The sequence below is a fragment of the Inhella inkyongensis genome (assembly GCF_005952805.1).
Lineage (GTDB): Bacteria > Pseudomonadota > Gammaproteobacteria > Burkholderiales > Burkholderiaceae_C > Inhella > Inhella inkyongensis.
Genome location: NZ_CP040709.1, coordinates 3,683,007 through 3,709,209, shown reverse-complemented (window position 1 = coordinate 3,709,209; position 26,203 = coordinate 3,683,007). Strand labels below are relative to the sequence as shown.

At 69.0% G+C, this 26,203-nt stretch carries 23 protein-coding genes; 13 read left to right on the top strand and 10 right to left on the bottom strand.

Annotated elements, in window-relative coordinates; all coding sequences use genetic code 11:
* Positions 1–62 precede the first annotated feature (62 nt).
* A complete protein-coding gene (locus FF090_RS17435) occupies positions 63–1,292 on the top strand; it encodes a hypothetical protein (RefSeq protein ID WP_138857940.1) in 1,230 nt (409 codons plus the stop codon).
* A gap of 130 nt (positions 1,293–1,422) precedes the next feature.
* On the opposite strand, the gene FF090_RS17430 is transcribed toward FF090_RS17435, so the two are convergent.
* Genes FF090_RS17430 through FF090_RS17405 form a run of 6 tightly spaced genes read right to left on the bottom strand, consistent with a single transcriptional unit; the run spans position 1,423 to position 8,925 of the window.
* On the bottom strand, positions 1,423–2,391 hold the full coding sequence (locus tag FF090_RS17430; RefSeq protein ID WP_138857939.1) for a GSU2403 family nucleotidyltransferase fold protein: 969 nt from the start codon (positions 2,389–2,391) through the stop codon (positions 1,423–1,425).
* Positions 2,392–2,449: 58 nt separating this feature from the next.
* Positions 2,450–4,612: an ATP-dependent DNA helicase DinG gene (dinG, locus tag FF090_RS17425; RefSeq protein WP_138857938.1), complete on the bottom strand. Its 2,163-nt coding sequence runs from the start codon at positions 4,610–4,612 to the stop codon at positions 2,450–2,452.
* Between the two features lie 22 nt (positions 4,613–4,634).
* Positions 4,635–5,213 (bottom strand): DUF2894 domain-containing protein, encoded by a 579-nt coding sequence (locus FF090_RS17420; protein WP_138857937.1) that lies wholly within the window; start codon positions 5,211–5,213, stop codon positions 4,635–4,637.
* A 7-nt stretch (positions 5,214–5,220) separates the two neighbouring features.
* Positions 5,221–5,880: an OmpA family protein gene (locus FF090_RS17415; protein WP_138857936.1), complete on the bottom strand. Its 660-nt coding sequence runs from the start codon at positions 5,878–5,880 to the stop codon at positions 5,221–5,223.
* Complete coding sequence (locus FF090_RS17410) at positions 5,873–8,278, bottom strand: coiled-coil domain-containing protein (protein WP_138857935.1); 2,406 nt, start codon at positions 8,276–8,278, stop codon at positions 5,873–5,875. Before FF090_RS17410 ends, FF090_RS17415 begins: the two co-directional genes overlap by 8 nt.
* Positions 8,275–8,925, bottom strand: a complete 651-nt coding sequence (locus FF090_RS17405; RefSeq protein WP_138857934.1) for a DUF3348 family protein — start codon at positions 8,923–8,925, stop codon at positions 8,275–8,277. The genes FF090_RS17410 and FF090_RS17405 overlap by 4 nt, the downstream gene beginning before the upstream one ends.
* Positions 8,926–9,066: 141 nt before the next feature.
* Between FF090_RS17405 and FF090_RS17400 the strand changes: the two genes are divergently transcribed.
* From FF090_RS17400 to FF090_RS17350, 11 genes are all read left to right on the top strand, one after another.
* On the top strand, positions 9,067–9,339 hold the full coding sequence (locus FF090_RS17400; protein WP_138857933.1) for a ParD-like family protein: 273 nt from the start codon (positions 9,067–9,069) through the stop codon (positions 9,337–9,339).
* The gene (map, locus tag FF090_RS17395; RefSeq protein ID WP_138857932.1) at positions 9,336–10,124 is read left to right on the top strand and encodes a type I methionyl aminopeptidase; all 789 of its coding nucleotides are present in this window, start codon (positions 9,336–9,338) and stop codon (positions 10,122–10,124) included. Before FF090_RS17400 ends, map begins: the two co-directional genes overlap by 4 nt.
* Positions 10,125–10,242: 118 nt before the next feature.
* On the top strand, positions 10,243–11,640 hold the full coding sequence (locus tag FF090_RS17390) for a TAXI family TRAP transporter solute-binding subunit (protein ID WP_138857931.1): 1,398 nt from the start codon (positions 10,243–10,245) through the stop codon (positions 11,638–11,640).
* 65 nt (positions 11,641–11,705) lie between these two features.
* Positions 11,706–12,260 (top strand): tetratricopeptide repeat protein, encoded by a 555-nt coding sequence (locus FF090_RS17385; protein ID WP_175423704.1) that lies wholly within the window; start codon positions 11,706–11,708, stop codon positions 12,258–12,260.
* Positions 12,261–12,323: 63 nt separating this feature from the next.
* Positions 12,324–12,665, top strand: coding sequence for a hypothetical protein (locus tag FF090_RS17380; RefSeq protein ID WP_138857929.1), 342 nt, complete (start codon positions 12,324–12,326; stop codon positions 12,663–12,665).
* A 64-nt stretch (positions 12,666–12,729) separates the two neighbouring features.
* Positions 12,730–13,953, top strand: a complete 1,224-nt coding sequence (locus tag FF090_RS17375; RefSeq protein ID WP_138857928.1) for a TolC family protein — start codon at positions 12,730–12,732, stop codon at positions 13,951–13,953.
* Positions 13,950–14,507, top strand: coding sequence for a hypothetical protein (locus tag FF090_RS17370; RefSeq protein WP_221304898.1), 558 nt, complete (start codon positions 13,950–13,952; stop codon positions 14,505–14,507). Before FF090_RS17375 ends, FF090_RS17370 begins: the two co-directional genes overlap by 4 nt.
* Positions 14,507–15,634 carry an efflux RND transporter periplasmic adaptor subunit gene (locus tag FF090_RS17365; protein ID WP_138857926.1) on the top strand — a complete coding sequence of 376 codons (1,128 nt, stop codon included), beginning with the start codon at positions 14,507–14,509 and terminating at the stop codon, positions 15,632–15,634. Before FF090_RS17370 ends, FF090_RS17365 begins: the two co-directional genes overlap by 1 nt.
* A gap of 16 nt (positions 15,635–15,650) precedes the next feature.
* Positions 15,651–18,788: an efflux RND transporter permease subunit gene (locus FF090_RS17360; RefSeq protein ID WP_138857925.1), complete on the top strand. Its 3,138-nt coding sequence runs from the start codon at positions 15,651–15,653 to the stop codon at positions 18,786–18,788.
* A gap of 32 nt (positions 18,789–18,820) precedes the next feature.
* Entirely contained in the window at positions 18,821–19,186 is a 366-nt protein-coding gene (locus FF090_RS17355) for a hypothetical protein (protein WP_138857924.1), read from the top strand.
* 296 nt (positions 19,187–19,482) lie between these two features.
* Entirely contained in the window at positions 19,483–19,923 is a 441-nt protein-coding gene (locus FF090_RS17350; protein ID WP_138857923.1) for a hypothetical protein, read from the top strand.
* A gap of 127 nt (positions 19,924–20,050) precedes the next feature.
* Here FF090_RS17350 and FF090_RS17345 read toward each other — a convergent pair whose 3' ends face one another.
* From FF090_RS17345 to FF090_RS17330, 4 genes are all read right to left on the bottom strand, one after another.
* Positions 20,051–21,313, bottom strand: coding sequence for an NADH:flavin oxidoreductase/NADH oxidase family protein (locus tag FF090_RS17345; protein ID WP_138857922.1), 1,263 nt, complete (start codon positions 21,311–21,313; stop codon positions 20,051–20,053).
* An 82-nt stretch (positions 21,314–21,395) separates the two neighbouring features.
* The gene (locus FF090_RS17340) at positions 21,396–21,989 is read right to left on the bottom strand and encodes a TetR/AcrR family transcriptional regulator (RefSeq protein ID WP_138857921.1); all 594 of its coding nucleotides are present in this window, start codon (positions 21,987–21,989) and stop codon (positions 21,396–21,398) included.
* Positions 21,990–22,108: 119 nt separating this feature from the next.
* Positions 22,109–23,557: a protein adenylyltransferase SelO gene (locus tag FF090_RS17335; protein WP_138857920.1), complete on the bottom strand. Its 1,449-nt coding sequence runs from the start codon at positions 23,555–23,557 to the stop codon at positions 22,109–22,111.
* 80 nt (positions 23,558–23,637) lie between these two features.
* The gene (locus FF090_RS17330; RefSeq protein WP_138857919.1) at positions 23,638–24,093 is read right to left on the bottom strand and encodes a c-type cytochrome; all 456 of its coding nucleotides are present in this window, start codon (positions 24,091–24,093) and stop codon (positions 23,638–23,640) included.
* 237 nt (positions 24,094–24,330) lie between these two features.
* Here FF090_RS17330 and FF090_RS17325 point away from each other — a divergent pair, with 237 nt between their 5' ends.
* Positions 24,331–26,202: a TonB-dependent receptor domain-containing protein gene (locus FF090_RS17325; RefSeq protein ID WP_175423703.1), complete on the top strand. Its 1,872-nt coding sequence runs from the start codon at positions 24,331–24,333 to the stop codon at positions 26,200–26,202.
* Position 26,203: the final 1 nt, after the last annotated feature.

Genomic DNA, 26,203 nt, shown 5'->3' with positions numbered 1-26,203 from the left:
TTTCGATAAGGGTGGCAGTCACTCAAGTTTTTTCTGCGCCCCGTGAATATTCTGAGAAACCAATGCCATATACCCTTGATTCGGTCGATTGGATGCTTGCCAGTGCTGCGGGCGGCCGCGCAGCGAACTCTTCTATTTCGCGGATCGCGAAACCGCAATACCTTATTGACGACTGCTATGAGATTGAAACCGCCAGTTCGGTCGACTCTGCGGAACGGCTTCTTGACCCTATACTGGGGGCTAAAATTGAGTATCGGGATTTCGGCGCCAATCTGTCGCTGAAGGGCGCTGCGGTCAGTGTGATCGTTCCGCCGAAACATGGCAAGCTGGTGTTGGTCACTCAGTCTGTGAGTCATCCAATCTATCGGTACGATCCCAACGACGGATTCATCGGCATTGATCGCGTTGAGTTTTTGGTGGCGCTGGGCGGGAAGAGTTTCCGAGTAAGGTCGGAGTTGAAAATCGTCGAATTGCGCGACGAACATGAGGGCCAAGGACTTTGCCCCACGGGTAGTATTCAGAAGGTGTCTACGGCTGAATTGGCGCTGCCTGGCACCCGAGTGGCCTTCATGCCAATGGGCGACGGGATGCTTGGGCAGAGTCATGCAACGGCCAGCGGGCGTTTCATCGCTCTGGCGCCGGACGCCGCCGGCCACGGTGGGTACCGTGGCCGCACCCCTGTCGCCATTACCCCTTTCGTTCTCTCGGAAACCCTTGCGGGTGTACCCAAAAAACTGGCCGCTGCCTCCCCCGAGTCGGTGCAAGGCTTCATGGCCGTACTGGCGCAGGAGCGTGCCAAGGCCAGTGAACCGATTTACTTGGAGTCGTGCATCGCTGTGGATTCATCGAGGCCTATGCTTGGCAGCGCAAATCTTTCGCCAGACAGTGCTCTCACGATTTACTTTAGGAGATTCCCGGGCGATCAGCCCGAGCACCGGGTCGCCGACGATGTGCGGATTCGAGTGCTGAAGGAACCCAAGCACGGAGTGGTCAGCAACCCGCCCCGGAAGAATGGTTCCAATTCCATGAGTAACTGGCGCTACCGCTCCATCGATCCTAACCGTGAGGGCCCGGATGAGGTGGTCTTCGAGGTCATCAACCAAGGCAAGACGTATGTGGTGACCCTTTACCTGGCCCATGTGCCGGTCACTGAAGGGGTGTCCGAGGAGGAGCTGTCCCAGATTGCCGGCCGGCGCTGCGACGCCAAGGTGCGCCGGGTACCAGCGCCCAAGCAGCCGGCCCAGAAGCTGCAGGCCTCATGGTCGGGCCTCATGGTCACGGCTGGTCTTTGAAGGCAAGGGGCAAACACGCCCCTTGTCCTCAGCCCGCAGGCCGCACCGGTCTTCCTTTGGCAGGCACGCCGGCGGGCTTTGAGGCGGCGGGCTTCAGCGCCAAGCCTGGGCGCGAGGGGCGGCGTCCGATCTACCGGGCTTCGGCCCACTGCGGCAGATAGTCGCGCACCAGGCCTTCGACCACCTCGGCTTGCAGCAGATCACGACGTCGGCGCGGTGCCTCGCGGTCCGTCTGTTCGGCCATCCAGCGCTTGAAGCGGACGAACGAGAGCGGATGCAGGGTGTGCATGCGCGCCATCGTGCCGTCGGTGGCCACGATCAGGGCTGAGAAGGGCGGCGCATCCAGCAACTGTTGGGCGTGGCGGGCCTGGACCACCCAGAAGTCCTCGTCAGCCTCGCTGAGTTTGATGGGGTGCGGGTCCGTCTCTGCTTGCTCGCGGCGCAGGATGTCCACTTCAAAGCCGTCTTGGTTGACGGCGGTGTAGCGCTGATCGTCGCGCAGCCTGAAGCTGGGATCGACCTTGCGCAGCAGGCCCAGCATCGAACGATCGACGCGCGCCAACTGTGTGGCAAAGCGCAGCCTCTGCTGCACATCCCAGAGCAAATCGATATCGCGCGTGGCCAAGGCGCCAGCTTGCAGATGAACGCCCGCTTCGGCCCCATACGCATAGAGCGCGTGGGTGCTCACCACGCGGAAGTGATCGCTTAAATCGGCCTGGGCCAATTGATTCAAGAGCTTCACCACCAGCGGCTCGCAATGGCCGATGCGGAGCGCACGGTTCATGCGTCGATGCTGCTCCATGGCCTCGCGCAGTTGCCGCAGCCGCGCCTCAGCCGCTGCCTTGCGCGTCATGAAACGCTCATAGATGAGGCGAGTTTCCTCGCTCTCCAGGCCCAGGCTGGTTTCGCCGCCAGCCGGGGTGGTGCGAACCAAGTAGGGCGTGTCCGGCCGGGCCTTGGATCCCTTGTGCCAGTACATGCCGCCACGCACCTGCGCCGCCTCGGCGCGGGCCGCCTCCAGCGCCGCAAACACCTTGCCAGCATCAATGGCTTGGCGTGTGGCTGCAGGCGAGAGTTCTTCGAGTTCGGTCTCTTTCATGATTTTTGAAAAAGTACCGAAACAATAATTAAAACAATGGCTTGAGCTTACTGCAAGACTACAAATTGGCCTCGCTGCCGTCCAGCCGCCGCAGCCGCTTGGCAAAGCCCGGCAGCCCCGCCAGCAGCTGCTTGCCAAACGGCGTCATCGCCAATCGTGGGTCGTAGCAGACGATGTGGGCGTGGTCGGTCTCGCTGCGGATGCCGCGGCCGGTCCATTGGTTCAGGCGCACGCCGGTGGCGGGCACCACCAGTTCGGTGAAGCTGCTGCGCCCCTTGCCGTCCAGCCATTCGGCGCGCGCTTCCTGCACCGGGTCGTCGGGGGTCATGAAGGGCAGTTTGGGCATGAAAACCCATTCGCACTGGCGGCCCGGCAGGTCCAGGCCCTCGCCAAAGCTTTGCAGGCCGATCAGGATGCTGCGCTCGCCGCGATCGACGGCGGCGCGGTGTTCGCGCAGCAGGGTCTCGCGCGCCAGTTCACCCTGCACCCGGCATTGGCGCAGCAGGCTGGCCGGTAGGGCCGCCGTGATGGCGCGCAGCTGCACCCAGCTGGAGCACAGCACCAGGCCGCCGTGCTCGACCTGCAGCAGGTCCTTTTGCAACAGGCGCGCCACCTCGGCCGTGTGTTCGGTGGCGGCCTTGGGGCTGGCCTTGGTTTGCACCACGGTGAACTGGCCTTGGCGCGCGTAGTCGAAGGGGCTCTCCACTTCCAGGGCTCTTACCCCGTCCACACCGGCCAGGCCGCTGTCCTTCAGGAAATAGTCGAACTTGCCCAGCGCCTTGAGCGTGGCCGAGGTGATGACCACCGCGCTCATGCGCGGCCACAGATGGCGGCGCAGCACGCCGCTGGCGAACAGCGGGCAGGCATGGGCCACCACGCGTAGCGAACCGGCGTTCATGCCGCCGCCGGCCACCGTGAAGTCCAGCCATTTGGCGGCGGGCGGTTCGCTGTCTTCAAGCATCAGCGAAGCGGTCTCCAAGAGGTCGGTGAGGCGCTTGAAGGGGCCGCCGATCTCGCTGACCTGCTGGGCAATCAAGGGCGCCAGGGTTTCGTCGTCCTGCCGCGCTTCCTTCATCCAGGCGCTGAATTCGCTGGCACGGTCGTGCAGGCGCTGGGCCTGCTCGCGCATCGCCTGCCACAGCGGCGGTAGCTCCTCGGGCAGCAGGCCGTGCGGGAAGCGGATGCGGGTGCTGGGGTTCTGCCCCGCCTGATTGGCCTCAGCGGCTTCGTGCAGATGGCCCAGGGCCTCGTTGCCCACGCCCTGCATCACGCCGCGCAGCAAATCGTCCAGCGCCTGGTTCAGGAGCGAGGTGCAGCCCTCCAGATTCAGCGGGTAGCGCAGCACCCGGCCGGCCTGGTCCAGGGCCTTGTCCAGGCGCTGCAGCCAGCGGCGGTCGGTCAGGCTGGCCTCGCAGTCGAAGTGCGAGAGCGCGGTGGCCGGCAGGTGGTGGCCCTCGTCAAAGATGTAGATCGCACGCTCGCCATGCGGCAGGGCCGAGGCGTCCGAGCGCAGGCTGGCCAGCACCAGGTCGTGGTTGGCCACCAGGATGTCCGCCTTGCTGGCGGCGCGCTTGGCATCGAAGTAAGGGCAGTGGTGGAACTGTGGGCAATGCCGGCTGGTGCAGGCGTGGCGGTCGGCGGCCAGATGGCCCCAGAGCTGCAGATCCTCGGGGCCCAGGCTGTCGCGGTCGCCGCCCCAAGTGCCGCCATCCCAGCGCTTCTTGAGCGCAATGAAGCGCTCCAGCGGCGGCGTCTGCACGGCGCTGCCATCGTCCAGGGTCATCGGGGTCTGCTCGCCATTGCAGGCCGTCTCCAGCTTGACCGGGCACAGATAGCGCCCGCGCCCCTTGAGCAGGGCCACCACCGGCGGCACCTCCATGGCTTCGCTCAGTTCGGGCAGGTCCTTGCCCATCACCTGCTCTTGCAGTGCGATGGTGGAGGTGCTGACCACCACCTTCACGCCGGCGCGGCGCGCCAGGGTGATGGCGGCGGCCAGATAGGCGCGCGTCTTGCCCACGCCGGTGCCGGCCTCCACCACGCAGACGCGCGCGCCGCCATCGGGCTCGAAGCGCGCATCGGCCAGCTGGGCGGCGATGGCGTGCAGCATCTCGCGCTGACCGGCACGCGCCACCGAGCCCGGGCTGGACTCCAGCAGGGCCTGGTAGAGGGCTTCGAGCTGGTCGTGCAGCTCGGCGTGAGCGTCAGAGGCGGGCAGGGTCATGGGGGCGCGGATTGTCCGCGCCTTAAGGCTTGCTGCGCCGTTTGGTCGGCTTGCTGGATTTGCCGGGCTTGCTGCTGTCCAAGGGCGCGGCGCTCTCCGGCGCCAGCACCGCCAGCGCGTCCAGATAGCCCACCAAGCGCTCCAGGTAATCGGGCGAGGTCTGTTGCAGCAGGGCCAGGGCCTTGGGCACCAGGGCCAGGGTGTTGAGCGGGCCGAGGGACTGGGTGGGTGCTGCCGGGCTTGCCGGGGCTTGAGCCAGACGCTGGGCCAGGCGCAGGCGGCCGAAGCTGCGGCGGTTCTGCTGCAGGCTGCGCAGGTCCTCGCCGGGGCCGCCGGCGCGGGCCTGCAGCGCGGCCATCCAATCGCGCAGCGGGTGTTCGGTGGGGGCGGTGGCCACGGCCTGCGCCGGGGGCGGACTGTGCGGCGCCTGCAGACGCTCCAGCAAGCGTTCACACAGGCGCCGGCGTAGCGGTCCTTCTGGCAAGGCCGCGGCGCGCCGGGCCAGGCCCTGCAGGGTCTGTTGGCGCAAGGGGTCGCCGCATGCGGCGGCCGGCTGGTTCAGCAACCAGGCCAGCGGGTCGACGTGCAGCAGTTCATCCATGCGTCGCTCAGGGCGCCTTGCGCCGGGGCGTGGGGGCGAGCTCCACGCGGCGGTTCAGCGCACGGCCTTCGGCGGCCTCGTTCGAGGCCACCGGCTGCTCGGGCCCGAAGGCAGCGGCGAACACAGCGCTGGAAGGCAATCCGTCCTGGATCAACGCTCGCGTCACGGTCAGTGCCCGCAGGGCCGAGAGCTCCCAGTTGTCCTGGAACTCGCGGTTGCCGCCACGCACCGGGCGGTCGTCGGTGAAGCCGCTGACCATCAGCACCTCATCGCGCGCAGCCAGATAGGCGCGCAGGGGCTCGGCCAGGCTCTGCAGCAGGGCGCGGCCGTCGGCGTGCAGGGCGTCTGAACCGGGGGCGAACAGCACCTGGCCGCTGATGCCGATGCGGCCCTCGTTCAGGGTCACGCGGCCGGCGGCGATGTTTTGTGCAAGAGGCCCGGCGAGCGCGCGCTCCAGGGCTTCGCGGCGCTGGGTTTCCTGGGCGCGCTGTTCCACCTCCTGGCGCAGCTTCTCGGCCAGGTCCAGCTGGCTGACCAGGGCCACGGCCAGGATCAGCACAAAGGCGCCCAGCACCCCGCTCATCAGGTCGCCAAAGGCGGCCCAGACCGAGGCGCCGGCATGGGCCTCATCCAGCAGTCCTTGTTCCTCCAGCTCGACCTCATCCATGGGCGGGCTCCGCTTGGCTCAGGCGCAGCGCATCCACGGCCTGCTTTTGTGCCAGCAGGCAGAGGTCGATCAGCTCGCGCGCCTGGGCCACGGTGTAGGCCAGTTGCTCCTCGCTGCGCGCGCCGCTATGGGCCAGTGCGGTCTGGATCTGCGCCAGCTGCTGCTGCAGGCCCTGGTTGCTGTGCTGGAAGGACGCGACCGCCGCACCAAAGCCCTCGCCCAGGCTGCCCATCTCGGCGCTGCTGGCGGCCAGGTGCAGGGCGGCCTCGGACAACTGCGCGCCGCTGGCTTGCAACTGCTCGCTCAGGCGCGTGGCCAGTTCCTGCACTTGCTGCCCGAACTGCGCGCCGGCCTGGTTCAGCTGCTCGGCGGCCTGGGTCTGCAGGGCCTGGATGGCTTGGCCTTGGCGGTTGGCGGCTTGCTCGGCGCCGTTCAATAGGGCTTGCAGGCGCTGCGCTTGCTCGTTGCGTTCGGCCAGCAGGGCGTTGTCCTGCGCCAGGCTGTGGCTGAGCTGCTGGCGCAGCGCGGCGGCCATTTCGGCGGCGGCCCGCGGGGTTTCTGCGGCGGCCTGCAACAGGGTCTGCACCTCGGCCAGGGTCTGGCGCGATTGCGCCTCGGCCTGGGCCACCAATTCGCGGGCCGTGTGGGCCAGGGCATCGGCCAGGCGCTGCTGCTCGGCCAGTTGGCGGCTGCCGGTGGCGGCCCATTCGCTTTGCAGGGCGGCGAAGCGTTGGGCCTCCGTGCGCGCCGTGACCTCGTGCTGGGCCGCCTGGGATTGGGCCAGTTGTTGCAGCAGGCCGGCGGCCTGTTCGGCCAGGGTGCTGCGCAGGGCCTGTTGATCGGCCTGGGCCTGCGCTTGCATGGCCTGGAGGGCCTGCTGGGTGGCGGCCAGGGTCTCTTGCAGGGCGGCCTGGGCCTGGGCCTGCTGGGCGGCCAGTTGGGTGGCGACCTGCTGGCTGCTGTCCTGCAGCAGGGTGGCGGCCGCGCGTGCGCTGTGTTCCAGCAGGGCCTGGCCCTGGGTGCTGCCGGCCTGCAGGCTGGTGCCCAGCTGGGTCGCGGCCTCGCGCATCAGCGCGGTGGCCTGGGTGCTGCTTTGGCTCAGGCCTTCGCGGGCCTGCTCCACGGCCTGCACCAGGGCCGCACGGCTGTGCTGGGCCGCCTCCTGCATCAGTGCCTGGCTCTGGCTGGCCGCTTCCCCCATCAGCTGGCGGCTCTGGTCCAGGGCCTGGGCCAGGCCGGTGCGGGTCTGTTCGCCGCTTTGTTGCAGCAGCGTGGCGGCCTCGGCCAGGTGGCGGGCCCAGCTCTGCGCCTGGGCCTCGGCCTGGGTCTGGGTGGCCAGGGTTTGGGCCTGCAGGGCCTGTTGCCATTGCTGGCTCATCTGCCCGGTGCCGGCCTCGAAGCGCTGCGCCACGGCCTGCAGCTGCGTGCCGGTGGTGTCCACCAGCTGGCGCTGCAGGTTTTGCGCTTCGCGGCTCAAGCCCTGCAGGGTGTCGCGCACCAGGGGCTCCAGGGTGGCGGTGGCGCGTTCGCTGCCGTCCTGCAGGGCCTGCTGCAGGCTGCGCTGCACGGCGCCGGCCAGTTGCTCAAAGCGCTCCGTCGTCTGCGCATGGAAGCGCGCCTGCTCGGCCAGCCAATCGCTGCGGAAGCCCTGTTGAAACTGGACCTGCTGCTCGTTCAATTGGCGCGCAAAGGCTTGCAGCTCGCCCACCAGCGCGGCGTTGGTTTGGTTCTGCGCCTGGGCCTGGGCCTGCTCGTTGCGCAGGCGCTGGAAGGCCGCGCTAAAGGGCCGCAGCGGGCCGGCCAGGGCCTGCTCCAGACGCTGTTGCACGGCCGCGCGCTCACGCCGTGCCAGCGCCACCATCAGGCCCAGCATGGCCGAGGCGGCCACACCGGCCACCGAGCTGCCAAAGGCCAGTCCCAGGCCCTTGACGGGTGCCGTGAGGGCGGCGCGCATGGCGCTCAGGTCCGCGCTGGCGCCCAGCGCGTTGGCCGTGCCGCCCAGCGTCAGCACCAGGCCCACAAAGGTGCCCAGCATGCCCAGCAGCACCAGCAGAGCGGCCAGGGCCGGGGCCAGGCTCAGACCCGCCAGGTTGGCGCGGCCGCCGGCCAGGCGCTGCTGCACCAGGGCCTGCACTGCTTGCGGCTGCGCCTGCAGCCAGGCTTGCAGCGCGGGCTCGTCCGCCGGGGTACCAAGGCTTTGCAGGCTGCCCTCCAGCTCGGCGCTGGCTTGGCCAAAGCGGCGCAGCTCCAGCGCGGCCAGACCGTAAAGGGCGGAGATCAGTCCCACCATCAGCAGGGCCAAGGGGTGGTGCGCCCAGGCGCTGTGGCCGGCCCAGGCGATGGCCACCAAGCCAGCGGCAAAGGCCAAGGGAGCGAGGGGGCGGAGCAGTCGGTTCATGGGGCGTCTTTCGAATGCGCTTGCAGGGCCTCCAAGAGGCCCCACAGCGCTTGCAATCTCAATTCCAGTTCGGCGTTCAGGGCCTGCTGCAGTTCGGTCCACAGCGGCGTTTGCCAGTCGATCTCTTGCGCGCGCAAGAGCGCGGCACGGCGTGCCAGCATCGAAGGCAGGGCGGCCAGGGCTTGCTGCTCGCGCGCGGCAAAGGCCTGCTCGAACACGGCGTCCAGCGCGGCGAGCTGCGCGGCTTGCGGGCCGAAGCCCTGCAGCTGCTGGCGCAGGCGTTCGCGCAGCGGTGCGATGCGCGCGGCCATCAGGCGCTGCTGGTTGGCGTGGTGCAGGCGGTAGGAGGCCGGATCCGCCGCGTCGTGTACCAAGGCGCGGTCGGCAAAGCTCAGGTGCAGCTCGCGCTGCAAGCGCTCCAGCGCGGCGGCCCCATCCCAGCGGAGCAGGGTGGGTTGCGCCGCGCCGGGCTGGAGGGCCTGGGCCAGCGCAATCGCGTCGCGCCAATCCATCCAAGCCGCCAGGCGCTCTGCAATGCCCATTGCACTGGCCGCACCCGGCTTCAAGCCCCAGCGCGCCAGCAAGCCCTGCAGGGCCGAGGCGCCCGGTGCCAGACCGCCCGGCGGCCTCACCCGTGATTGCCCCATGCCTTGCCCTTGCTGCGCGAAAAACCGGCAATTTTAGGCCGGGGAGGGGACAGGCCACCGAGGTGGCCCTGGGTGCCGGCCACCAGAGTGGGTGGCGTGGGGGAGTATATGAAATGCATATAAAGCGTATATGCTTGGGCCATGGGCATCATCAAACTCTCAGACCCCATGCACGAGAACCTGCGCATTGCCAGCGCGGCGCTCTCGCGTTCCATCAACGCGCAGGCCGAGCACTGGATGCGCATCGGCATGCTGGCCGAGCTTCATCCCGAGTTGCCCCACGCCCAGCTCTGCCAAATGCTGGTGCGGGCCGAACTGCAAGGCGGCTTGGATTTGGCGCAATGGGTGGCGGGGCCATGGGTCGATTCCGGCGCTGCGCCGTCCAGCGCCAAACCCCCGCGGCGGCCCACATGAGCAAGTCACCTCGCCTGCACACGGCCGACGAGATCGCTCGCGCCCGCGCAGCCGCTCAGCGCGCTGCGGCCGTGCTGGACATGATCACGCCCCATGTGCGCGCTGGCGTCAGCACGGAAGAGCTGGACCAGCGCTGCCACGACTTCATCGTCCACGAGCTGCGCTGCGTGCCGGCCAATGTCGGCTATCACGGCTATCCGAAGACCCTGTGCACCTCCATCAACGAGGTGGTCTGCCACGGCATCCCGTCGCCCAAAGCGGTGCTGAAGGACGGTGACATCGTCAACCTCGACGTGGCCGTGGTGCATGAGGGCTGGTTCGGCGACACCAGCCGCATGTTCTGCGTCGGCAGCGTGAGCCCAAAGGCGCAGCGTGTGGTGGATGCCGCCTTTGAGGCCATGTGGGCCGGCATCCGCCAGGTGCGGCCCGGCGCCACCCTGGGCGATGTGGGCCATGCCATCCAGCGCGCGGCGCAGCAGGCCGGCTGTCAGGTGGTGCACGAATACGGCGGCCATGGCATCGGGCAGATCTACCACGATGCCCTCTTCGTCGCCAGCTACGGCCAGCCCGGTCAGGGCGTGCGCCTGCAGCCGGGCATGCTCTTCACCATCGAGCCCATGCTGAACGCCGGCGGCCGCAAGGTACGCGAACTGGCTGATGGCTGGACGGTGGTGACGGCGGACCGCTCGCTGTCGGCGCAGTGGGAGCACATGGTGGCGGTGACGGCTGACGGATTTGAGGTGCTGACCGCGCCGGCCGGTGAGGAACCAGCCGGGCCGGGTTGATCGCAAGCTTTTGGCAAGAAGGCTGCTACAGACCACCCCAGGCCCCCTCACCCTCCCCGCCTACGATGCGGCGCGTTGATCCCCGGGCCCCGCCCCGGCCCACCCAGAACGGTGAAACATGACTCCGATTCGGCAATGGCATGCCACCCGCCGCCTGCGCCTGCGCCTGCTGTTGCAGACGCTGCGCGACATCCTGATTTCGATTGGCCCCCTGCTGCTGCTAGGCGGGGGCCTGCTGGTGGCTGCCTACTGGTGGCTGGACCCACAACCCCCGCGCCAGGTGCGGCTGGCCACCGGCCCGGCCGGCAGCGCCTACGCCGCATTCGGCGAGGGCTATGCCAAGGCGCTGGCGCGCGAGCGCATCCGGGTGGAGCTGATTGCCAGCGAAGGCGCCCAGGACGATCTGGCCCGGCTGCGCGCCGGGACGGCCGATGTGGGCTTTGTGCGGGGCGGCATGGCCGATCCGGCGGCCGATACCGAGGCCGGCATCGTGTCCTTGGGCAGCTTGTTCTACGAACCGATCTGGATCTTCTATCGTCGCAATCTGGGCATTGCGCGGCGCCAGCCCGACGGTGAACTGCAGCAGTTGGCGCAGCTGCGCGGGCTGCGCGTCAATGTGGATCAGGACGGCAGCGGTGTGCCGCAGATCGTTGAAAGGTTGCTGGCGTTGAATCATCTGCGGCCGAGCGATCTGCGTCTGTCTGAGCTGGCGCCCGAGGCTGCCGCCAACGCCCTGCGCAAGGGCAAGCTGGACGCCTTGGTGCTCATCTCGGCGCCGCAGGCCGGCCTCATCGCTGAGCTGTTGCGCGACCCGACCATTGCCTTGATGCCTTTCGAGCAGAACCAGGCCTATTCCCGCCACCTGCCTTTCCTGTCCACCGTGATGCTGCCGCGCGGTGTAGTGGACCTGGCGGCCGATTTGCCGCCGCGCGATGTGCCGCTGCTGGCCACCACCACCGCCTTGCTCGCGCGCGAACAGACCCACCCGGCCCTGCGCCAGTTGTTCGCGCAGGCGGCGCAGGGCCAGCACAGCGAGGCCGGCTGGTTCAACGGCGCCCGCGAATTCCCCAACACCCGCACCAGTGAGTTGCCGGTCAGCCCCGAGGGGGACCGCGCGATCAACGGCACACCGCCGGCCTGGGCGCGCTACCTGCCCTTCTGGGCCGGCAATCTGCTGGAGCGCATGTGGCTGGTGGTGGGCGGCCTGTTGGTGCTGATGCTGCCTCTGTCGCGCGTGGTGCCGCCGCTCTACCACTTCCGCGTGCGCTCGCGCGTGTTCCGCTGGTATGCGCGATTGCGTGAGGTCGAAGCGAAGCTGGAAACTGGCACTGGCGAGCACGAGGCCTTGCTCGATGAGCTGGGCGAGTTGGACCGTGTCACGCACCGCATCGCGGTGCCGCTGTCCTATGCCGAAGAGCTCTATGCGCTGCGCAACAACATCGATGCGGTGCGCAGGCGCCTGCTGAAGCAGCGCCCGCGGTCAGAGAGTGGACCCCGTGGTGCTGAGCCGCCCTGAATAGCGGCCCCGGCGCTGCGCCCAGAATGCAGCCTCTGTGCTCGTCCGGCCAAGGCCCCTTCGCCATGCCCCCAGCCCCCGTTGCCGAGTTCATGCGCTTCACAGCCCCCGACCCGGCGGCACTGGCGCAGCGCATTGAAGAAGCCAGGCAGCGCCTGGCGCAGGCGCAGGCGCAGGTGCGGGGCGATGCGGTCGCCATCCTGGACAGCGTGACCGACCTGGGTGGCATGTTGACGACGGCCCGGGGCGAGGCTGAGGCGCTGGCGCTGCTGCGTGAGCACCAGCCCCTGGCCGAGGCCCAGGCCCCGGTCGAATTGCTGGCTTGGTACTGGAACGCCTTGGCCACCGCGCTGCAATACCTTGGCGAGCGAGCGCAGGCGGATGTCTATTTCGAGAAGGCCGTGGCCCTGGCGCGGGACGGAGGCTGGCAGCGAATCGAGGCCATGGCCCTCCATCATTGGGGGCGAAGTCTGGTTGAGGAGGGCCGCATGGAGGAAGCCCAGCGCTGCTTCAGCCAGGCCCTGGTCATTCGCGAAGCCTTGGGCGGGCCGCTGCAGGAGTCCTCGCGCAAGGCACTCGCCACACTGGCCCAGCTCCGATCGGCCCGTCCGCAACCCTGATTCGTCCTTGAAGTCAGGTTCTGCTGTTTCAGGGCTATCCGCCCGCCCCTTAAGATCGCGACCGTGCCCCGCCTCTTCACCCTCCTCGTCCTGCTGCTGAGCCTGATCGCCCAGCCGCTGGCCTTCGCGCATGCGAAGCTGGTTCCGGAAGGGGCGGATGACTTGGCGCATTCCATGCTGCATTGGGCCGGTGAGGCCCATCACCACGATGCGGGCGACATCCAACTGGATGACTCCGAGGCCTCGGCCGCGCACATGGGTGAGCACCACTGCTGCACGCTGGCCCTGCCCGCCGAGCCGCTCGAGTTTGCGGCCGAACTGCCCCACGAGGCACTGCCGCTGAGCGCCCACACTGCCGCGCCCACGCCCTATCTGGACGGGCTGCTGCGCCCCCCGCGCGCCTGAGTTGAGTTCCACAGTCCGCGCCGGTCGATGACCGCGCGGTTCTGAGCCCATCTCAGGAGTTCCCTTGAAGTCCCATGCCCTCTTTCGGGCCTGCTGTCTTGCAGGCCTGATGCATGCCGCCGTGGCCGAACCCACGGTGGCCAACCCGCCCGCGCCCAGTCTGGCCGCCGCACTCGATGCGGCCTGGCAGCGTGCCCCCGATTTCGCCCACACGCAGGGCCAGCGCCAGCGCGCCCTGGCCGAGCAGGCGGTGGCCGGCCGGCCTTGGGCCGCCCCGCCCAGCCTGGAGCTCAGCCAGCGCAGCGATCGCTGGCATCGCAACCAGGGCGCCCGTGAAACCGAGCTCAGCGTCGGGCTGCCGCTCTGGCATTGGGGCCAGCGCCAGGCGCAGCGCGCTGCTGCGCAGGGCCTGATGGCCTTGGCCGAGGCTGAACAGGCCGCCGCCCGCCTGGAACTGGCCGGCCAACTGCGCGAGCAGGCCTGGACCCTGCTGAGCCTGCAGGCCGCGTGGCGTGTGGCCCAGGCCCAGGCCCAGGGCTTGGAGGCCTTGGCCGCCGATGTGGCGCGCCGGGTGCAGGCCGGCGATCTGGCCGAAACCGACCGCCTGGCCGCCCGCGCCGAAAGCCTGGCCGCGCGCACGCAGGCTGCGCAGGCCCTGCAAACCCTGAGCCAAGCACGCCAGCAATGGCGGCTGCTGACCGGCCTGGCGCAGGAGCCGCATCTGAGCCCCGAGCCTGCAACGCCGGCTGCCGCCATCGACGCCCACCCCGTGCTGCGCCGCGCCGAGGCGCAGCTGGCGCAAGCGCGCTTGCAGCGCGAGCTGGAGCAGCGCTCGGGCCGCGAGGCCTCCGAGCTGCGACTGGGTTGGCGCCAGGAGCAGTCAGCATGGGGCGCCGAGCGCGAGGGCGCGCTGCAGATTGGTCTGCGCATCCCCTTGGAGGCCGAGCGCCGCAACGGCGTGAAGCTGGTTGAGGCCGAGACCGCCCTGGCCGTGGCCGAGCTGACGCTGGCCCGCCTGCGCGAGCAATTGCAGGCCGAGCAGCAGTTGGCGGCCGAAGCTCTGGCGAATGCCCAGGCCCAGGCCGACAGCAGCGCCACGCAGGCCGCTTTGCTGCGCGAGCGCCTGGCCCTGTTGGAGCGGGCCTTCCGGGCCGGCGAGCTGGCCTTGCCCGAGCTGCTGCGCGCGCGTGCCAGCGCCGCCGAGGCCGAAGCCGGCCAACTGCAATCCGACGCCGCGCTGGGCCTGGCCCGCGCGCGACTGAATCAATCTTTGGGAGTGCTGCCTTGAACGCCGCATCTGTTTTGCTCTGCTTGATCCTGGCGGGGCTGCCCCTTGCCTCGCGGGCCCATGGCCCGGAGGGCGACCATGACCACGGCCCGGCCACCCCCGCCGCCGGCCCCAGCGTGCTGCCGCGTACCGAAGCCGCCACCGAGGCCTTCGAGCTGGTGGCCACGCTGGAACCGCATCGCCTGGCCATCGTGATCGACCGCTTTGCCACCAACGAACCGGTGCTGCAGGCCAAGCTCACCGTGGAGAGCGGTGGCCTCAAAGCCGAAGCCCGCTTCGATCCGGAGCATGGCGACTACGCCGTCAGCTCGCCTGAGTTGCTGGCGCGCCTGCGCACGCCGGGCCAGCACGCATTGGTCTTCACGCTGCTGGCGGCCGAGGAGAGTGATCTGCTGGATGCCCAACTGAACGTGGCGTCTGCCAACGACGCCCACACCCATCGCCCGCTCTGGGTTCAGGGTGCCTATGGCGCCGGCGCCCTGCTGTTGCTGGGCGCGGGGGTGAGTGTGGGGGTTGGGGTCTGGCGCCGCCGCGCTGTGAAGGGAGGTCTGTGATGCGTGCCCTGTTGATGAGCTTGTGCTTGGCCAGTGCCAGCGTCTGCTTCAACGCTGCGGCCGGCCCTGGTGCCCATGGCCCCAATGGGGAGCACCTGGACGCCCCCAGTGGCAGCGCCACCGCAGGCGGCCTGGGGCGCCTGCCCGACGGCAGCCTGAACGTGCCCAAGAGCGCGCAACGGCGCTTAGGGGTTCGCACCCTGATGGCGCCGGAAAGCGAGGCCGCGGCCTCGCTGGAACTGCCGGGCCGGGTGATCGCGCACCCGAACGCCAGCGGGCAGGTGCAATCGGTGCACGGGGGCCGCGTGGAAGCCGGGCCCAAGGGCCTGCCGTTGCCGGGCCAGCCGGTCAAGAAGGGCGAGGTGCTGGCTTATGTGAAGCACCACGCCGACCCCTATGCCGTGGGCGCACAGCAGGCGCAACTGGCTGAACTGCGGGCCCAACGGGAGTTGGCCACCCAGCGTCTGCGCCGGCTGGAAGAGCTGGCCGGCAGCGTGCCGCGCAAGGAGATTGACGCCGCGCGTTCCGAGGCCCAGGCCCTGACCGAGCGCGAACGCTTGATCGCCACCAGCCTGAACCAGCGCGAAGTGCTGCTGGCCCCGCTCTCGGGTGTGGTGGCGCGCAACCATGTGGCAGTCGGTCAGGTGGTGGAGGCCGGCGGGCTGCTGATGGAGATCGTCGATCCGGGCCGCCTGCTGATCGAGGCCACCCACACCGACCCCAGCCTGGCCGCCCGCATTGCCGGTGCGCAGTTGGTGTTGGCGAACGCGGGCGGCGCGGGCATCGACCTGAAGCTGATCGGTGCGGCGCGTGCGCTGCGCGACGGCGTGCTGCCGCTGAGCTTTGCGCTGCAGACGCAGGACGCCGGCCTGGCCCTGGGCCAGCCGGTGAGCGTGCTGGTGCGCCTGAACGAAAGCGCTAAGGGCATCGTGCTGCCGGCCGAGAGTCTGGTGCGCAGTGCCAATGGCGAGGCCGTGGTCTGGATCAAGACCGGGGCCGAGCGCTTCCTGCCGCAGCCGGTGCAGGCGCGCGCGCTGGACGCCCGCACCGTGCTGGTGACGCAGGGCCTTGCGGCCGACAACCGCGTGGTGGTGCAGGGCGCGGCCCTGCTCAACCAGATTCGCTGAACAGGATCAACGCATCATGTTCAATTGGATCGTTCACACCAGCCTGAAGAACCGGCTCTTCGTGCTGGTCTTCGCCGCGCTGTTGATGGGCTACGGCGGCTTGACCGCCTGGCACACCCCGGTCGATGTCTTCCCCGACCTGAACAAGCCCGTCGTCACCGTCCTCACCGAGGCCGGCGGCATGGCGCCGCAGGAGGTGGAGCAGCTGGTCAGCTTCCCGCTGGAAACCGCGCTCAATGGCATGCCGGGCGTGACCCGCGTGCGCTCGACCTCGGGCGTGGGCCTGTCCATCGTCTACGCCGAGTTCGACTGGGGCACCGAGCCCTATCGCAACCGGCAGCTCGTGGCCGAGCGCCTGGCCCTGGTGCGCGAGCAACTGCCCGGCGGCCTGGCGCCGCAGATGGGGCCGGTGTCGTCCATCATGGGCGAGATCATGCTGATCGCGCTGCCGCTCAAGGCCGAGGGCGAAGGTGAGGTTGTAGGTTCGGCGATGGCCGCACGCGAGTACGCCGACTTCGTGCTGCGTCCGCGCCTGCTCTCCATCCCCGGCGTGGCCCAAGTGATCCCGATTGGCGGCGAGGTACGCACCCTGCGCGTGGCGCCCGACCCCACCCGCATGGCGCAGTTCGGCGTCACGCTCGGCCAGATCGAGCAGGCCTTGCAGGGCTACGCCAGCAACGCCGGCGGCGGCTTCATTGACCTGAACCGGCGCGAATACCTCATCCGCCACATCGGCCGGCTGGCGCGCGGCGATGCCCTGGCCGCCGAACTGGCCGGCGTGGCCGTAGCCTGGAAAGACGGCCGTGCCCTGCTGCTGGAACAGGTGGCGACGGTGGGCTTTGCCCCCGGCCTCAAGCGCGGCGACGCCGGCTACAAGGGTCAGCCCGCCGTGGTGCTCAGCGTGCAAAAGCAGCCCACGGCTGACACCATCAAACTGAGCGCACAGATCGACCAGGCCCTGGTCGAGTTGAAGCAAGGCTTGCCCAAAGACATCGCCGCCCCGCGCGTGCTGTTCCGCCAGGCCGACTTCATCCAGGCCTCCATCACCAATGTGCAGCAGGCGCTGCGCGACGGCGCCATCATGGTCGCCATCGTGTTGTTCGCCTTCCTGCTGTCGGCGCGCACCACGGTCATCTCGCTGATCGCCATTCCGCTCTCGCTGGCCGTCACCGCCCTGGTCTTCAAGCTGCTGGGGCAGTCCATCAATGTGATGACTTTGGGCGGTCTGGCCATCGCCATTGGCGAGCTGGTGGACGACGCGGTGGTGGATGTGGAGAACATCCTGCGCCGGCTGAAACAGAACCGGCTCGCCGCGCAGCCACTGCCACTGTTGGAAGTGGTGCGTCAGGCCAGCGTGGAGGTGCGCTCCGGCATCGTCTACGCCACGGTCATCGTGGTGCTGGTCTTCGTGCCGTTGTTCGCGCTGCCGGGTATCGAGGGGCGGCTGTTCTCGCCGCTCGGGGTGGCCTACATCGTGTCCATCCTGGCCTCGATGCTGGTGTCCATGACGGTCACGCCCGTTCTGTGCAGCTACTGGCTACCCACGATGAAAAGGCTGGACCATGGCGACAGCCCGTTGGTGGCCTGGCTCAAGCGCCAGGACGAACGCCTGCTGGGCTGGAGCTTTGCGCGCGCCAAGGGTCTGATGGCGGGGACTGTGCTGGCGGTGGCGCTGGCGCTGGCCAGCCTGCCCTTCTTCCCGCGCGCCTTCCTGCCGGCCTTCAACGAGGGCTCGCTGGTGCTCAGCCTGTTGATGCAGCCGGGCACCGCGCTGGCCGAGGCCAATCGCATGGGCGCCCTGGCCGAGCAGTTGATCGCCGAGGTGCCCGAGGTGGTGCAGGTGGGCCGCCGCACCGGCCGCGCCGAGCTGGACGAACACGCGGAAGGGGTGCACTCGGCCGAGATCGATGTGGACCTGCGCAAATCCGCGCGCGATCGCGAGGCGGTGATGGCCGACATCCGCGCCCGGCTGGCCGTGCTGCCGGCGCAGGTGGCCATCGGTCAGCCCATCTCGCACCGGCTGGATCACTTGCTCTCGGGCGTGCGCGCGCAGATCGCCATCAAGATCTTTGGCGACGACCTCGATACCTTGCGTGCCCTGGCCGAGGGCCTGCGCGCCGAGCTGAGCACCGTGCCCGGCCTGGTGGACCTGACGGTGGAAAAGCAGGTGCTGATCCCGCAGATCACCGTGCGCCTGGACGCCCGCAAGGCGGCCCAGGCCGGCCTGGCGCCGGGCGAAGCCATCCGCCTGCTGCAGACCCTGACCGATGGCGCGCATGGTGCCGAGATCGTGGATGGGGGGCGCCGCTTTGACCTGGTTCTGAGGTTGCCCGACGAGCGCCGCAGCCCGCAGGACCTGGCCCGCACCCTGATCGACACCCCGGCCGGCCGCCTGCCGCTCAGCAGCATCGCCACCGTGGAGGAGAGCGACGGCCCGAACCAGATCGGGCGCGAGAACGGCCGCCGCCGCATCAATGTCTACGCCAATACCGACGGCCGCGACATGACCGAGGTGGTGGCCCAGGTGCGCGAGCGCATTGCGCGACAGCAGCTGCCCACCGGCGTCTTCATCAGCCTGGAGGGGCAGTTCCAGGCGCAGGAGCAATCGATGCGCCTGATCGCCGGCCTGTCGCTGATCTCGCTCCTGATGATGGTGCTGGTACTGCACCAGCGCTACCGCTCGGGCGTGCTGGTGGCCATCGTGCTGGCCAACATCCCGCTGGCCCTCATCGGCGCGGTGCTGGCCATGTGGATAGCGGGCGTGAGCCTGTCGGTGGCGTCAATGGTGGGCTTCATCACCCTGGCCGGCATCGCCACGCGCAACGGCATCCTGAAGATCAGCCACTACATCAATCTGTGCCGGTTGGAGGGCGAGGCCTTTGGCCAGCCCATGATCGTGCGCGGCTCGCTGGAGCGCCTGACCCCGGTGCTGATGACGGCCCTGGTGGCGGCCTTTGCGCTCACGCCCCTGCTGCTGGCCGCCGATGCCCCGGGCAAGGAAATCCTGCACCCGGTGGCGGTGGTGATCTTTGGCGGGCTGATCAGCAGCACGCTCTTGGATACCTTGCTGACCCCGGTGCTCTACTGGTGCTTTGGCCGCAAGCCCACCGAGGCCCTGCTGGCGGAACACAGCGCCCAACGCGAAGCCTTCTGAACTTTCTCAAGCCCTGAAAACGGAGTGACCCCATGAAGCAAATTCTTCTCGCCGCCGTACTGGCGCTGACCACCCAGAGCCCCCTGACCGCCCACGCCCACGGCAGCGCCAAGGCCCGCCACGGCGGCGTGGTGCAGATGGCGCACGATCTCGGCTTCGAGCTGGTGGTGGCCGCCGACCAGGCCGCGATCTACATCGAGGACCACGGCAAGCCCCTGCCCGCCACCGGTTTCAGCGGCAAGCTCACCGTGCTGCAAGCCGGCACCAGCAGCGAAGCCCCGATCACCGTGGACGGCGAACGCCTGGTGGCCAAGGTGCAGCTGGCCAAGGGGGCCAAGGTGGTGGCCAGCTTGATGCGGGATGGCAAGGCACTGAGCGTGCGCTTCACCGTCAAGTAAGGCAGCACGGATCGGGCGGCGGGGGGCTTGTGATCGAGCCTCCCGATTCGCACTGCTGCTGGCGTATTCGGGATCGGCTGCTCAAGGCTCAAAGGGGCCGTTCGAACCGCAGAGGCCGTCGGATGGCTGCAGTCCGCAAGTAACGGCATTTAGGGATGTTTCAGCCTTTCCGGCATCTATCCCGCCCCAGGCCCATGACGACGATTTGTCGGTCCTCCAGGCAGAATCCAAAGGACTGGGGCGAGCCTGGCGTCAGGCGTGCCGGGAAGCTCAGCTTGAAGAATGGAGCTGCATCAATGGCACTGACGAAGAAGGGCGAGTTCTGGTATGGGACGACGTCCGGTGACACCCAAGCCGAGTTGCGCAGCTACAGCCTTGCGAATCGCTATGAGGCCGTCCGATTTGCCGCGTCCAAGTGCACTTGCGGGTGCCGCACCTTCGCGCTGCAGACCGATGAAGAAGCCGGAGTGGCAGTCCGCACTTGCACCGACTGCGGGCTGGAACACCTGATGGGCGACAGCGCGGACTACGTTGAAGAAGCTGCACCCCAGACGCACGAGTGCGTGTGCGAGAACGAGGTGTTTGAGCTGATGTCCGGAGTCTCGGTGCACGAGGGCACCCATGACGTGCGCTGGTACTACATCGCTTGCCACTGCGTGGAATGCAATCTGGTCGGAGTCTTCGCAGACTGGAAATGCGAAGCGGGTGACGCTGCGGAGTTCCTCGCCAAGGTCTGAGCGGCAGAACCCGGAAGCTGGCAGCGTACTGTTGCGCCGGGCTGGCTCTGCAGACCCCGCGCAACCTGACCGTCTCCAGCGCCGCATCGCTGGCCTGCGGAGCCTGGCGTACTGATCCGCAGATTGTTCAAGCGCGCCGCTGCCGCAGCGCATACAGCCCCGAGCCGGCAAGCGTAGCGGCGAAGGACCACCATTCGCTCAGCGCGGGGCGGGGGTCCAGGCCGCGGGCCATGCGCGCCAGTTGGTGCTCGTACCAGGTGATGTCCAGCATGGCCATGCGGTCCACCAGGCGCACGCCCGTGGTCAGGGGGCGCAGGGCGATGGCGTAGTCGGGCTCCGTCATGGCGCGCTGGGGCAGGTCGGGCTCCAGGGCCATGGGGCGGCCCAGGCCCACCATGTCGCAGGCGCCGGAGTCCAGCGCGGCCTGCATGCCGGCGGCGGTGCGGAAGCCCCCGGTCACCACCAGCGGGGTGCTGACGCGCTCACGCACCTGCTCGGCGTATTGCAGAAAGTAGGCCTCGCGCTGGCGGGTGGAGGCCTTTTGCGGCGCGCCCTTGGCGCGGCCCACCATGGCCGGGCTTTCATACGTGCCGCCGCTGATCTCGATCAGGTCGATGCCGGCCTCGGCCAGCGCGGCCACCACGTCCATGGACTCTTCTTCGGTGAAGCCGCCCCTTTGGAAGTCGGCCGAATTGAGCTTGATGCCCACTGGGTAATGCGGCCCCACGGCCTTGCGGATGGCGGCGTAAACGGCCAGCACAAAGCGGCGGCGCTTCTCGGCCGTGCCGCCCCATCCGTCCTGGCGTTGGTTGTGACGCGGCGACAGGAACTGGCTCACCAGATAGCCGTGCGCGCCGTGGATCTGCACGCCGCTGAAGCCCACCTCCTTGGCCAGCCGGGCGCTGGTGGCGAACTGTTGGATCACGGCCTCGATCTCGGCCTCGCTCAGCGCGCGTGGTGTGTTGAAGCCCTTTTCCAGCCCGCCCTGCAGCGGGATGGCCGAGGGCGCCACGGGTTCCGGGCTGAGGAACTTGGGGCTTTGCTTGCCGGGGTGGTTGAGCTGGGCCCAGAACTGCGTGCCGTGGGCGCTGCCGGCGGCCGTCCAGCGGCGGAAGGCTTCCAGATCGCTGGCTTCATCGAGCACCACATTGGCCGGCTCGCCCAGGGCGCTGCGCGAGATCATCAGATTGCCCGACATCTGCAGGCCCACGCCGCCCTCGGCCCAGCGGCCATAGAGCGTGGCCAGGCCGGGCTTGGGGTTGTGGTGGCGGTCGCCCAGCTGCTCGCTCATGGCGGACTTGAACAGGCGGTTGCGGATGGTCTTGCCGCGGCGCAGGCGCAGGGGGGTGGACAGGCGTGGGGTGGGGGTGGCGTTGGCGGTGTGCGGCATGATGTTTATTAGACCGGTCGTCTTGGAAATGGTTCAAAAAAGGGCGATCCAGGATCGCCGGCTTGCGCAAAGGGGTGCTGTTTCAGGGTTTCATCAGGTCCAGCGCCGTGTCGATGATGCGGCGCGCGGCCTCGGTGCGGCCTTCCAGGCGCATGCGCACCAGGGCGCCCTCCCAGGTGGCCCAGTAAAGCGCGGCCAGGGCATCGGCGGGCTGGTCCTGGCGCAGCTCGCCCGCGCTCTGGGCCGCCGTAATCAGGCCGGCCACGCCACGCTCGAAGGCGCTGCGGGCACGCTCCAGCGCGGCGGTGCAGCGCTCGCTGGAGCTGCCGATTTCGGCCGCCAGGCTGCCCACCAGGCAGCCGCGCTGGCAGTCGCTCTCTTCAAACTGCGCCAGCAGGTGCGCGTTCACCGCGCGCAGCTTGCCCAGGGCGGAGAGATTGCTTTGCGCCACGAACTGCTCGAACAGCGCCAACTGGCGTTCGGCGTACTCATCGATCAGCGCGGCGACGAAACCTTCCTTGCTGTCGAAGTAGTTGTAGAACGAGCCCTTGGGCACGGACACGGCGTCCAGCACCTGCTTGATGCCGGTGCCGTGATAGCCCTGGGTGGCGAGCTGCTGCATGCCGGCATCCAGCAGGGCGATGCGGTTGTGTTCGGTGCGTCGGGGTCGGGCCATGGGTGCGAAGTATATGACCGGTCGTCTTGGAATTGCCAGCCGCGAAGACGCAGCAGGCCTTGGGGCGTGAAGGACTGCGCGCTTCAGTGGCGCATTCAGGTGTGCTGCAGGTGCGGCACTCAGGTTCCACAGAAGGTGCGGTAGCAGGCGGTCTGCGCCGCCGGCGCCGGCTCCCAGTAGCGCGCCAGCGCCGGGTCTTCGTCGAAGGGGCGGCGCAGCGCGGCCAGCAGTTCGTTGAAGGGCCTCAGGTCGTCGCCCTCGCTGGCGGCGGCCAGGGCCTCTTCCACGCGGTGGTTGCGGGGGATCACGGCGGGGTTCGCCGCGCGCAGTTGGGCCGGGCTGGCGCTGCAGGCGGCGCGCCAGCGGCTCAGCCAGTCGTCCAGGCCGGGGGTGCCGGCCAGGCGTTCGCGCAAGGGCGTCTCATTGCCTTCGCGCGCGGCGGCCAGTTCGCGCCAGGCCCGCGTGAAGTCGGCGCCGCCCTGCTGCAGCAGGGCCAGCCAAGCGTCTGCGAGGGCGGCGTCGGGCTGCGCCAGGCCCAGCTTGGCGGCCTGGCCCTGGCGCAGCGCGGCATCAAAGTGGGTGGGGAATTCGTCCAGTACGGCGGTGACCTGGGCCACGGCGGCGTCCATCGCGCCTTGCGGGCCCTCGGGGTCGGCCAGCAGGGGCAGCAGGGTTTCGGCCAGGCGCGCCAGATTCCATTGCGCGATGCCGGGCTGATTGCCATAGGCGTAGCGGCCGTGGCGGTCGATGGAGCTGAAGTGCGTGGCCGGGTCGTAGGCCTCCAGGAAGGCGCAGGGGCCGAAGTCGATGCTCTGGCCGCTCAGGGCCATGTTGTCGGTGTTCATCACGCCGTGGATGAAGCCCACATTCATCCATTGCGCCATCAAGCGCGCCTGGGCCTCGCTCACGGCGCGCAGCAGGGCCAGCTCGGGTTCGGGGTGGTCCTGCAGCGCGGGGTAATGGCGCTGGAGCGTGAAGCGCAGCAGCTGGCGCAGTTCATCGAAGCGCCCGCGCGCGGCCAAGTATTGGAAGCTGCCGACGCGCAGATGGCTGGCGGCCACGCGGGTGAGCACGGCGCCGGGCAGGGTGCGGTCGCGATAGACCTCTTCCCCGGTGGCGGCCACGGCCAGCGCGCGGGTGCTGGGAATACCCATGGCATGCAGGGCCTCGCCGATCAGCACCTCGCGCAGCATCGGGCCCACGGCGGCCAGGCCGTCGCCGCTGCGTGAATAGGCGGTGCGGCCCGAGCCCTTGAAGGCGATGTCGTGCAGGCCGCCATCGGGCGCGCGCCATTCGCCCAGCAGCAGAGCGCGGCCGTCGCCCAGACTGGGCGAAAAACCGCCGAACTGATGGCCGGCATAGGCCTGGGCAATGGGCTGGGCGCCCTCGGGCAGGGTCTGGCCGGTGAACCGTGCGGCCTTTGCGCCTTCGCCATCGGGCAGGGGGAAGGCGAGCTGCTGCGCGAGTTCCTGGTTCAGGAACAGCAGACGCGGCGCCGGCACGGGAGCGGGCATGGCCGGCTGGTAGAGGCCGGCGAGTTCACGGGCAAAGGAGTGTTCGAAGGGCATGGGCGCAGCATGCCCGTTTTGCGCTGCCCGGGCGCCGCGCGGGGTTTCCGCGCGAACTCAAGGGGGCACCCAGCGAGGTTCTAGCGCGCCGGTGGCTGCGGCCCGATGCGGCCATCGGCGCGGCCGGCCAGGTAGGTGTAAAGGTCCATCAGATGCGCCTCCACCACCGGGTCGCCCTGCCAACTGGGCATGGTGAGCAGGCCCTGGCGGCGCGCCAGTACCTCGGCCGCAGTCGCGCTGGCCGGCAGGCCTTCGGGGTAGCGGCGCAGCACCTGCTCGACAAAGCGCTGCGGGCCCATGGCGCCCACGCGCTGCAGCAGATTGGGGCCGGCGCCGCCCAGGCCTTCGGCGGTCTGGCCATGGCACTGCGCGCAGCGCTGCTGATAGATGCGCCAGCCGGCGTAAAGCGCGCCGGGGGCGAGCTGGGTCTCGCGCGCCAGCTGGCGCGCGGGCTCGGGGTTGGTGATGCGGGGCGCGGTGCAGGCCCCCAGAAGGACCATCAACGTGAGAGAGAGCGGCCAGCGCTGCGAAGTCATGAAGGGCTCCAGGGTGTGTGAACAGCCCCAGCTTGTCCCAAGCCGCCGGGTCGGACTTTGATCTGGCGCATTCAAGCCGCAGGTGAATCATGGGGGCATGAGGAAAGACAGTGGGACGGGGCCTTCCTACACTGCGCCGCCCTTTCAATGCCCCTGGTGACCCTGTTGACCTTTTCGCCTCTCCGACCCGCCATCCAACGTAGCTTGTCGCCTTGGGCCCTCGCACTGCTTCCGGTCTTGTTGCCGCTTCAGAGCCACGCCAACACCCAGGCCGTGCAGGCCGCCACCGATGCCTTTGGCACCAGCGTGGGGCGGGAGTCGATCGGTCTGTACACCACCAGCAGCGTGCGCGGCTTCTCGCCCACGGCGGCGGGCAATGTGCGCATCGACGGGCTGTACTTCGACCAGGTCTGGAGCGTCTCGGCGCGCTTGCGCACGGCCAGCCAGGTTCGCGTGGGCCTGTCGGCCCAGGGCTTTGTGTTCCCGGCGCCCACGGGCATCGTGGACCACCAGCTGCGGCGCCCGGGTTCGCAGGGTTCGGGCCGGCTGGAGCTGAGCGCCGACCACTGGGGCAGCCGCTATCTGGATCTGGACTTCGCCCAGCCGCTCAAGAACAGCGACTGGGGTGTGACGGGCGGGGTTTCGCTGCAGCACGCTGAGTTCCCCAATGGCACGGACTCCAACGCCTGGAACGCCAGCCTGGGCCTGTGGTGGCGCCCGCAGGTCGGGCGCGAGGCCTTGGTGTTTTTCTCGCGCCACGCCACCACGCACGATCAGATCGGTCCGCTGTTTAGCAGCGGGAGCAACAGCCTGCCGCCCCTGGGGCCACGCCGGCAGTTCGACGGCCCTGAGTGGGCCGCCTACCGGGGCGTGGGCCTGAACCGCGGCCTGATGCTCAGCGAGCAGTTGGCCCCCGACTGGCAACTGCGCCTGGGTCTGTTCCATTCCGAGTTCGACGACGCGCGCAGCGTCTCCAACCTTTTCCTGGATCTGCAGCCCGACGGCCAGGGGCGAAGGCTTCTGATCATCGACCCGCGCGCTCGTGTCGCCTCGGACAGCGGCGAACTGCGGCTGTCGCACCGCTTCGGCCCGCAGGACTGGCCGCAGCGCCTGCACCTGCAACTGGCCGGGCGTGCGCGCCAGCGCCAAAGCGGCGGCTCCGTCACCCTGGATCTGGGCCCGCGCCGTCTGGGCGAGGCCATCGAGTTGAGCGAGCCCACGTTCGCCTTCGGCCCCCAGGCCCTCGACCGCGTGCACCAGAACTGGCTGGGCCTGGCCTATGAACTGCGCCATCGGCAGAGCCTGGAGTTCAGCGCAGGCTTGCAAAAGAGCCACTACCGCAAGGACTTCGCGCGGCCCGGCCAAGCCAAGGTGGAAGACCGCGCTGCGCCCTGGCTCGCCAACCTGGGCGGGGCCTGGCATCTGAGCCCCACGCTGGCGGCCTATGCGGGCTGGACCCGCGGCCTGGAAGAAAGCGGCGTGGCCCCGGGCCATGCCAGCAACCGCAACCAGGCCCTGCCCGCCATCCTGACGCGCCAGCACGACGCCGGCCTGCGCTGGCAGATGGGGCCGCGCCTGAAGCTGGTGGCGGGCCTCTTTGAAGTGCGCAAGCCCTACTTCAATCTGGACGCCGCCAACCTCTTCACCCAACTGGGCACGGTGCGCCATCGGGGCGCCGAGATCTCGTTCAGCGGCCACCCCAGCCCGGAGCTGCGCCTGCTGGCCGGCGCGGTGCTGATGCAGCCGCGCGTGCTGGGCGAGGGCGTGTCCCTGGGCCGCGTGGGTGAACGTCCGGTGGGCCAGCCCGAGCGCACGCTCAAGCTCAATGCGGTGTGGACGCCTCCGGTCCTCGGTGGTGTGAGCCTGGATGCGGCGCTATCCCACCTGAGCGCGATGGCCGCCACGCGCGACAACCGCGTGGAACTGCCTGCCAACACCGAGTTGGATTTGGGCGTTCGCCTACCCTTCAACGCCGCCCCCTGGCCGATGAGTGCGCGCCTGTCCGTCACCAATGTGGCCGACCACCGCAGCTTCGAGCTGCGCGGCAGCGGCAGCTTTGCCGAGCGCCCGGGGCGGCTCGTGAGCCTGAGTGTGAGCAGTTCCTGGTGAG

What these genes read in the sequence shown, in the direction of transcription:
- FF090_RS17430 (WP_138857939.1), bottom strand. Translation starts at nt 2,391, where the DNA reads ATGAAAGAGACCGAACTCGAAGAACTCTCGCCTGCAGCCACACGCCAA.
- FF090_RS17350 (WP_138857923.1), top strand. Translation starts at nt 19,483, where the DNA reads ATGGCACTGACGAAGAAGGGCGAGTTCTGGTATGGGACGACGTCCGGT.
- FF090_RS17410 (WP_138857935.1), bottom strand. Translation starts at nt 8,278, where the DNA reads ATGAACCGACTGCTCCGCCCCCTCGCTCCCTTGGCCTTTGCCGCTGGC.
- FF090_RS17335 (WP_138857920.1), bottom strand. Translation starts at nt 23,557, where the DNA reads ATGCCCTTCGAACACTCCTTTGCCCGTGAACTCGCCGGCCTCTACCAG.
- FF090_RS17385 (WP_175423704.1), top strand. Translation starts at nt 11,706, where the DNA reads ATGCCCCCAGCCCCCGTTGCCGAGTTCATGCGCTTCACAGCCCCCGAC.
- FF090_RS17360 (WP_138857925.1), top strand. Translation starts at nt 15,651, where the DNA reads ATGTTCAATTGGATCGTTCACACCAGCCTGAAGAACCGGCTCTTCGTG.
- FF090_RS17340 (WP_138857921.1), bottom strand. Translation starts at nt 21,989, where the DNA reads ATGGCCCGACCCCGACGCACCGAACACAACCGCATCGCCCTGCTGGAT.
- FF090_RS17400 (WP_138857933.1), top strand. Translation starts at nt 9,067, where the DNA reads ATGGGCATCATCAAACTCTCAGACCCCATGCACGAGAACCTGCGCATT.
- FF090_RS17330 (WP_138857919.1), bottom strand. Translation starts at nt 24,093, where the DNA reads ATGACTTCGCAGCGCTGGCCGCTCTCTCTCACGTTGATGGTCCTTCTG.
- FF090_RS17420 (WP_138857937.1), bottom strand. Translation starts at nt 5,213, where the DNA reads ATGGATGAACTGCTGCACGTCGACCCGCTGGCCTGGTTGCTGAACCAG.
- FF090_RS17390 (WP_138857931.1), top strand. Translation starts at nt 10,243, where the DNA reads ATGACTCCGATTCGGCAATGGCATGCCACCCGCCGCCTGCGCCTGCGC.
- FF090_RS17345 (WP_138857922.1), bottom strand. Translation starts at nt 21,313, where the DNA reads ATGCCGCACACCGCCAACGCCACCCCCACCCCACGCCTGTCCACCCCC.
- FF090_RS17415 (WP_138857936.1), bottom strand. Translation starts at nt 5,880, where the DNA reads ATGGATGAGGTCGAGCTGGAGGAACAAGGACTGCTGGATGAGGCCCAT.
- FF090_RS17355 (WP_138857924.1), top strand. Translation starts at nt 18,821, where the DNA reads ATGAAGCAAATTCTTCTCGCCGCCGTACTGGCGCTGACCACCCAGAGC.
- FF090_RS17405 (WP_138857934.1), bottom strand. Translation starts at nt 8,925, where the DNA reads ATGGGGCAATCACGGGTGAGGCCGCCGGGCGGTCTGGCACCGGGCGCC.
- dinG (WP_138857938.1), bottom strand. Translation starts at nt 4,612, where the DNA reads ATGACCCTGCCCGCCTCTGACGCTCACGCCGAGCTGCACGACCAGCTC.
- map (WP_138857932.1), top strand. Translation starts at nt 9,336, where the DNA reads ATGAGCAAGTCACCTCGCCTGCACACGGCCGACGAGATCGCTCGCGCC.
- FF090_RS17365 (WP_138857926.1), top strand. Translation starts at nt 14,507, where the DNA reads ATGCGTGCCCTGTTGATGAGCTTGTGCTTGGCCAGTGCCAGCGTCTGC.
- FF090_RS17435 (WP_138857940.1), top strand. Translation starts at nt 63, where the DNA reads ATGCCATATACCCTTGATTCGGTCGATTGGATGCTTGCCAGTGCTGCG.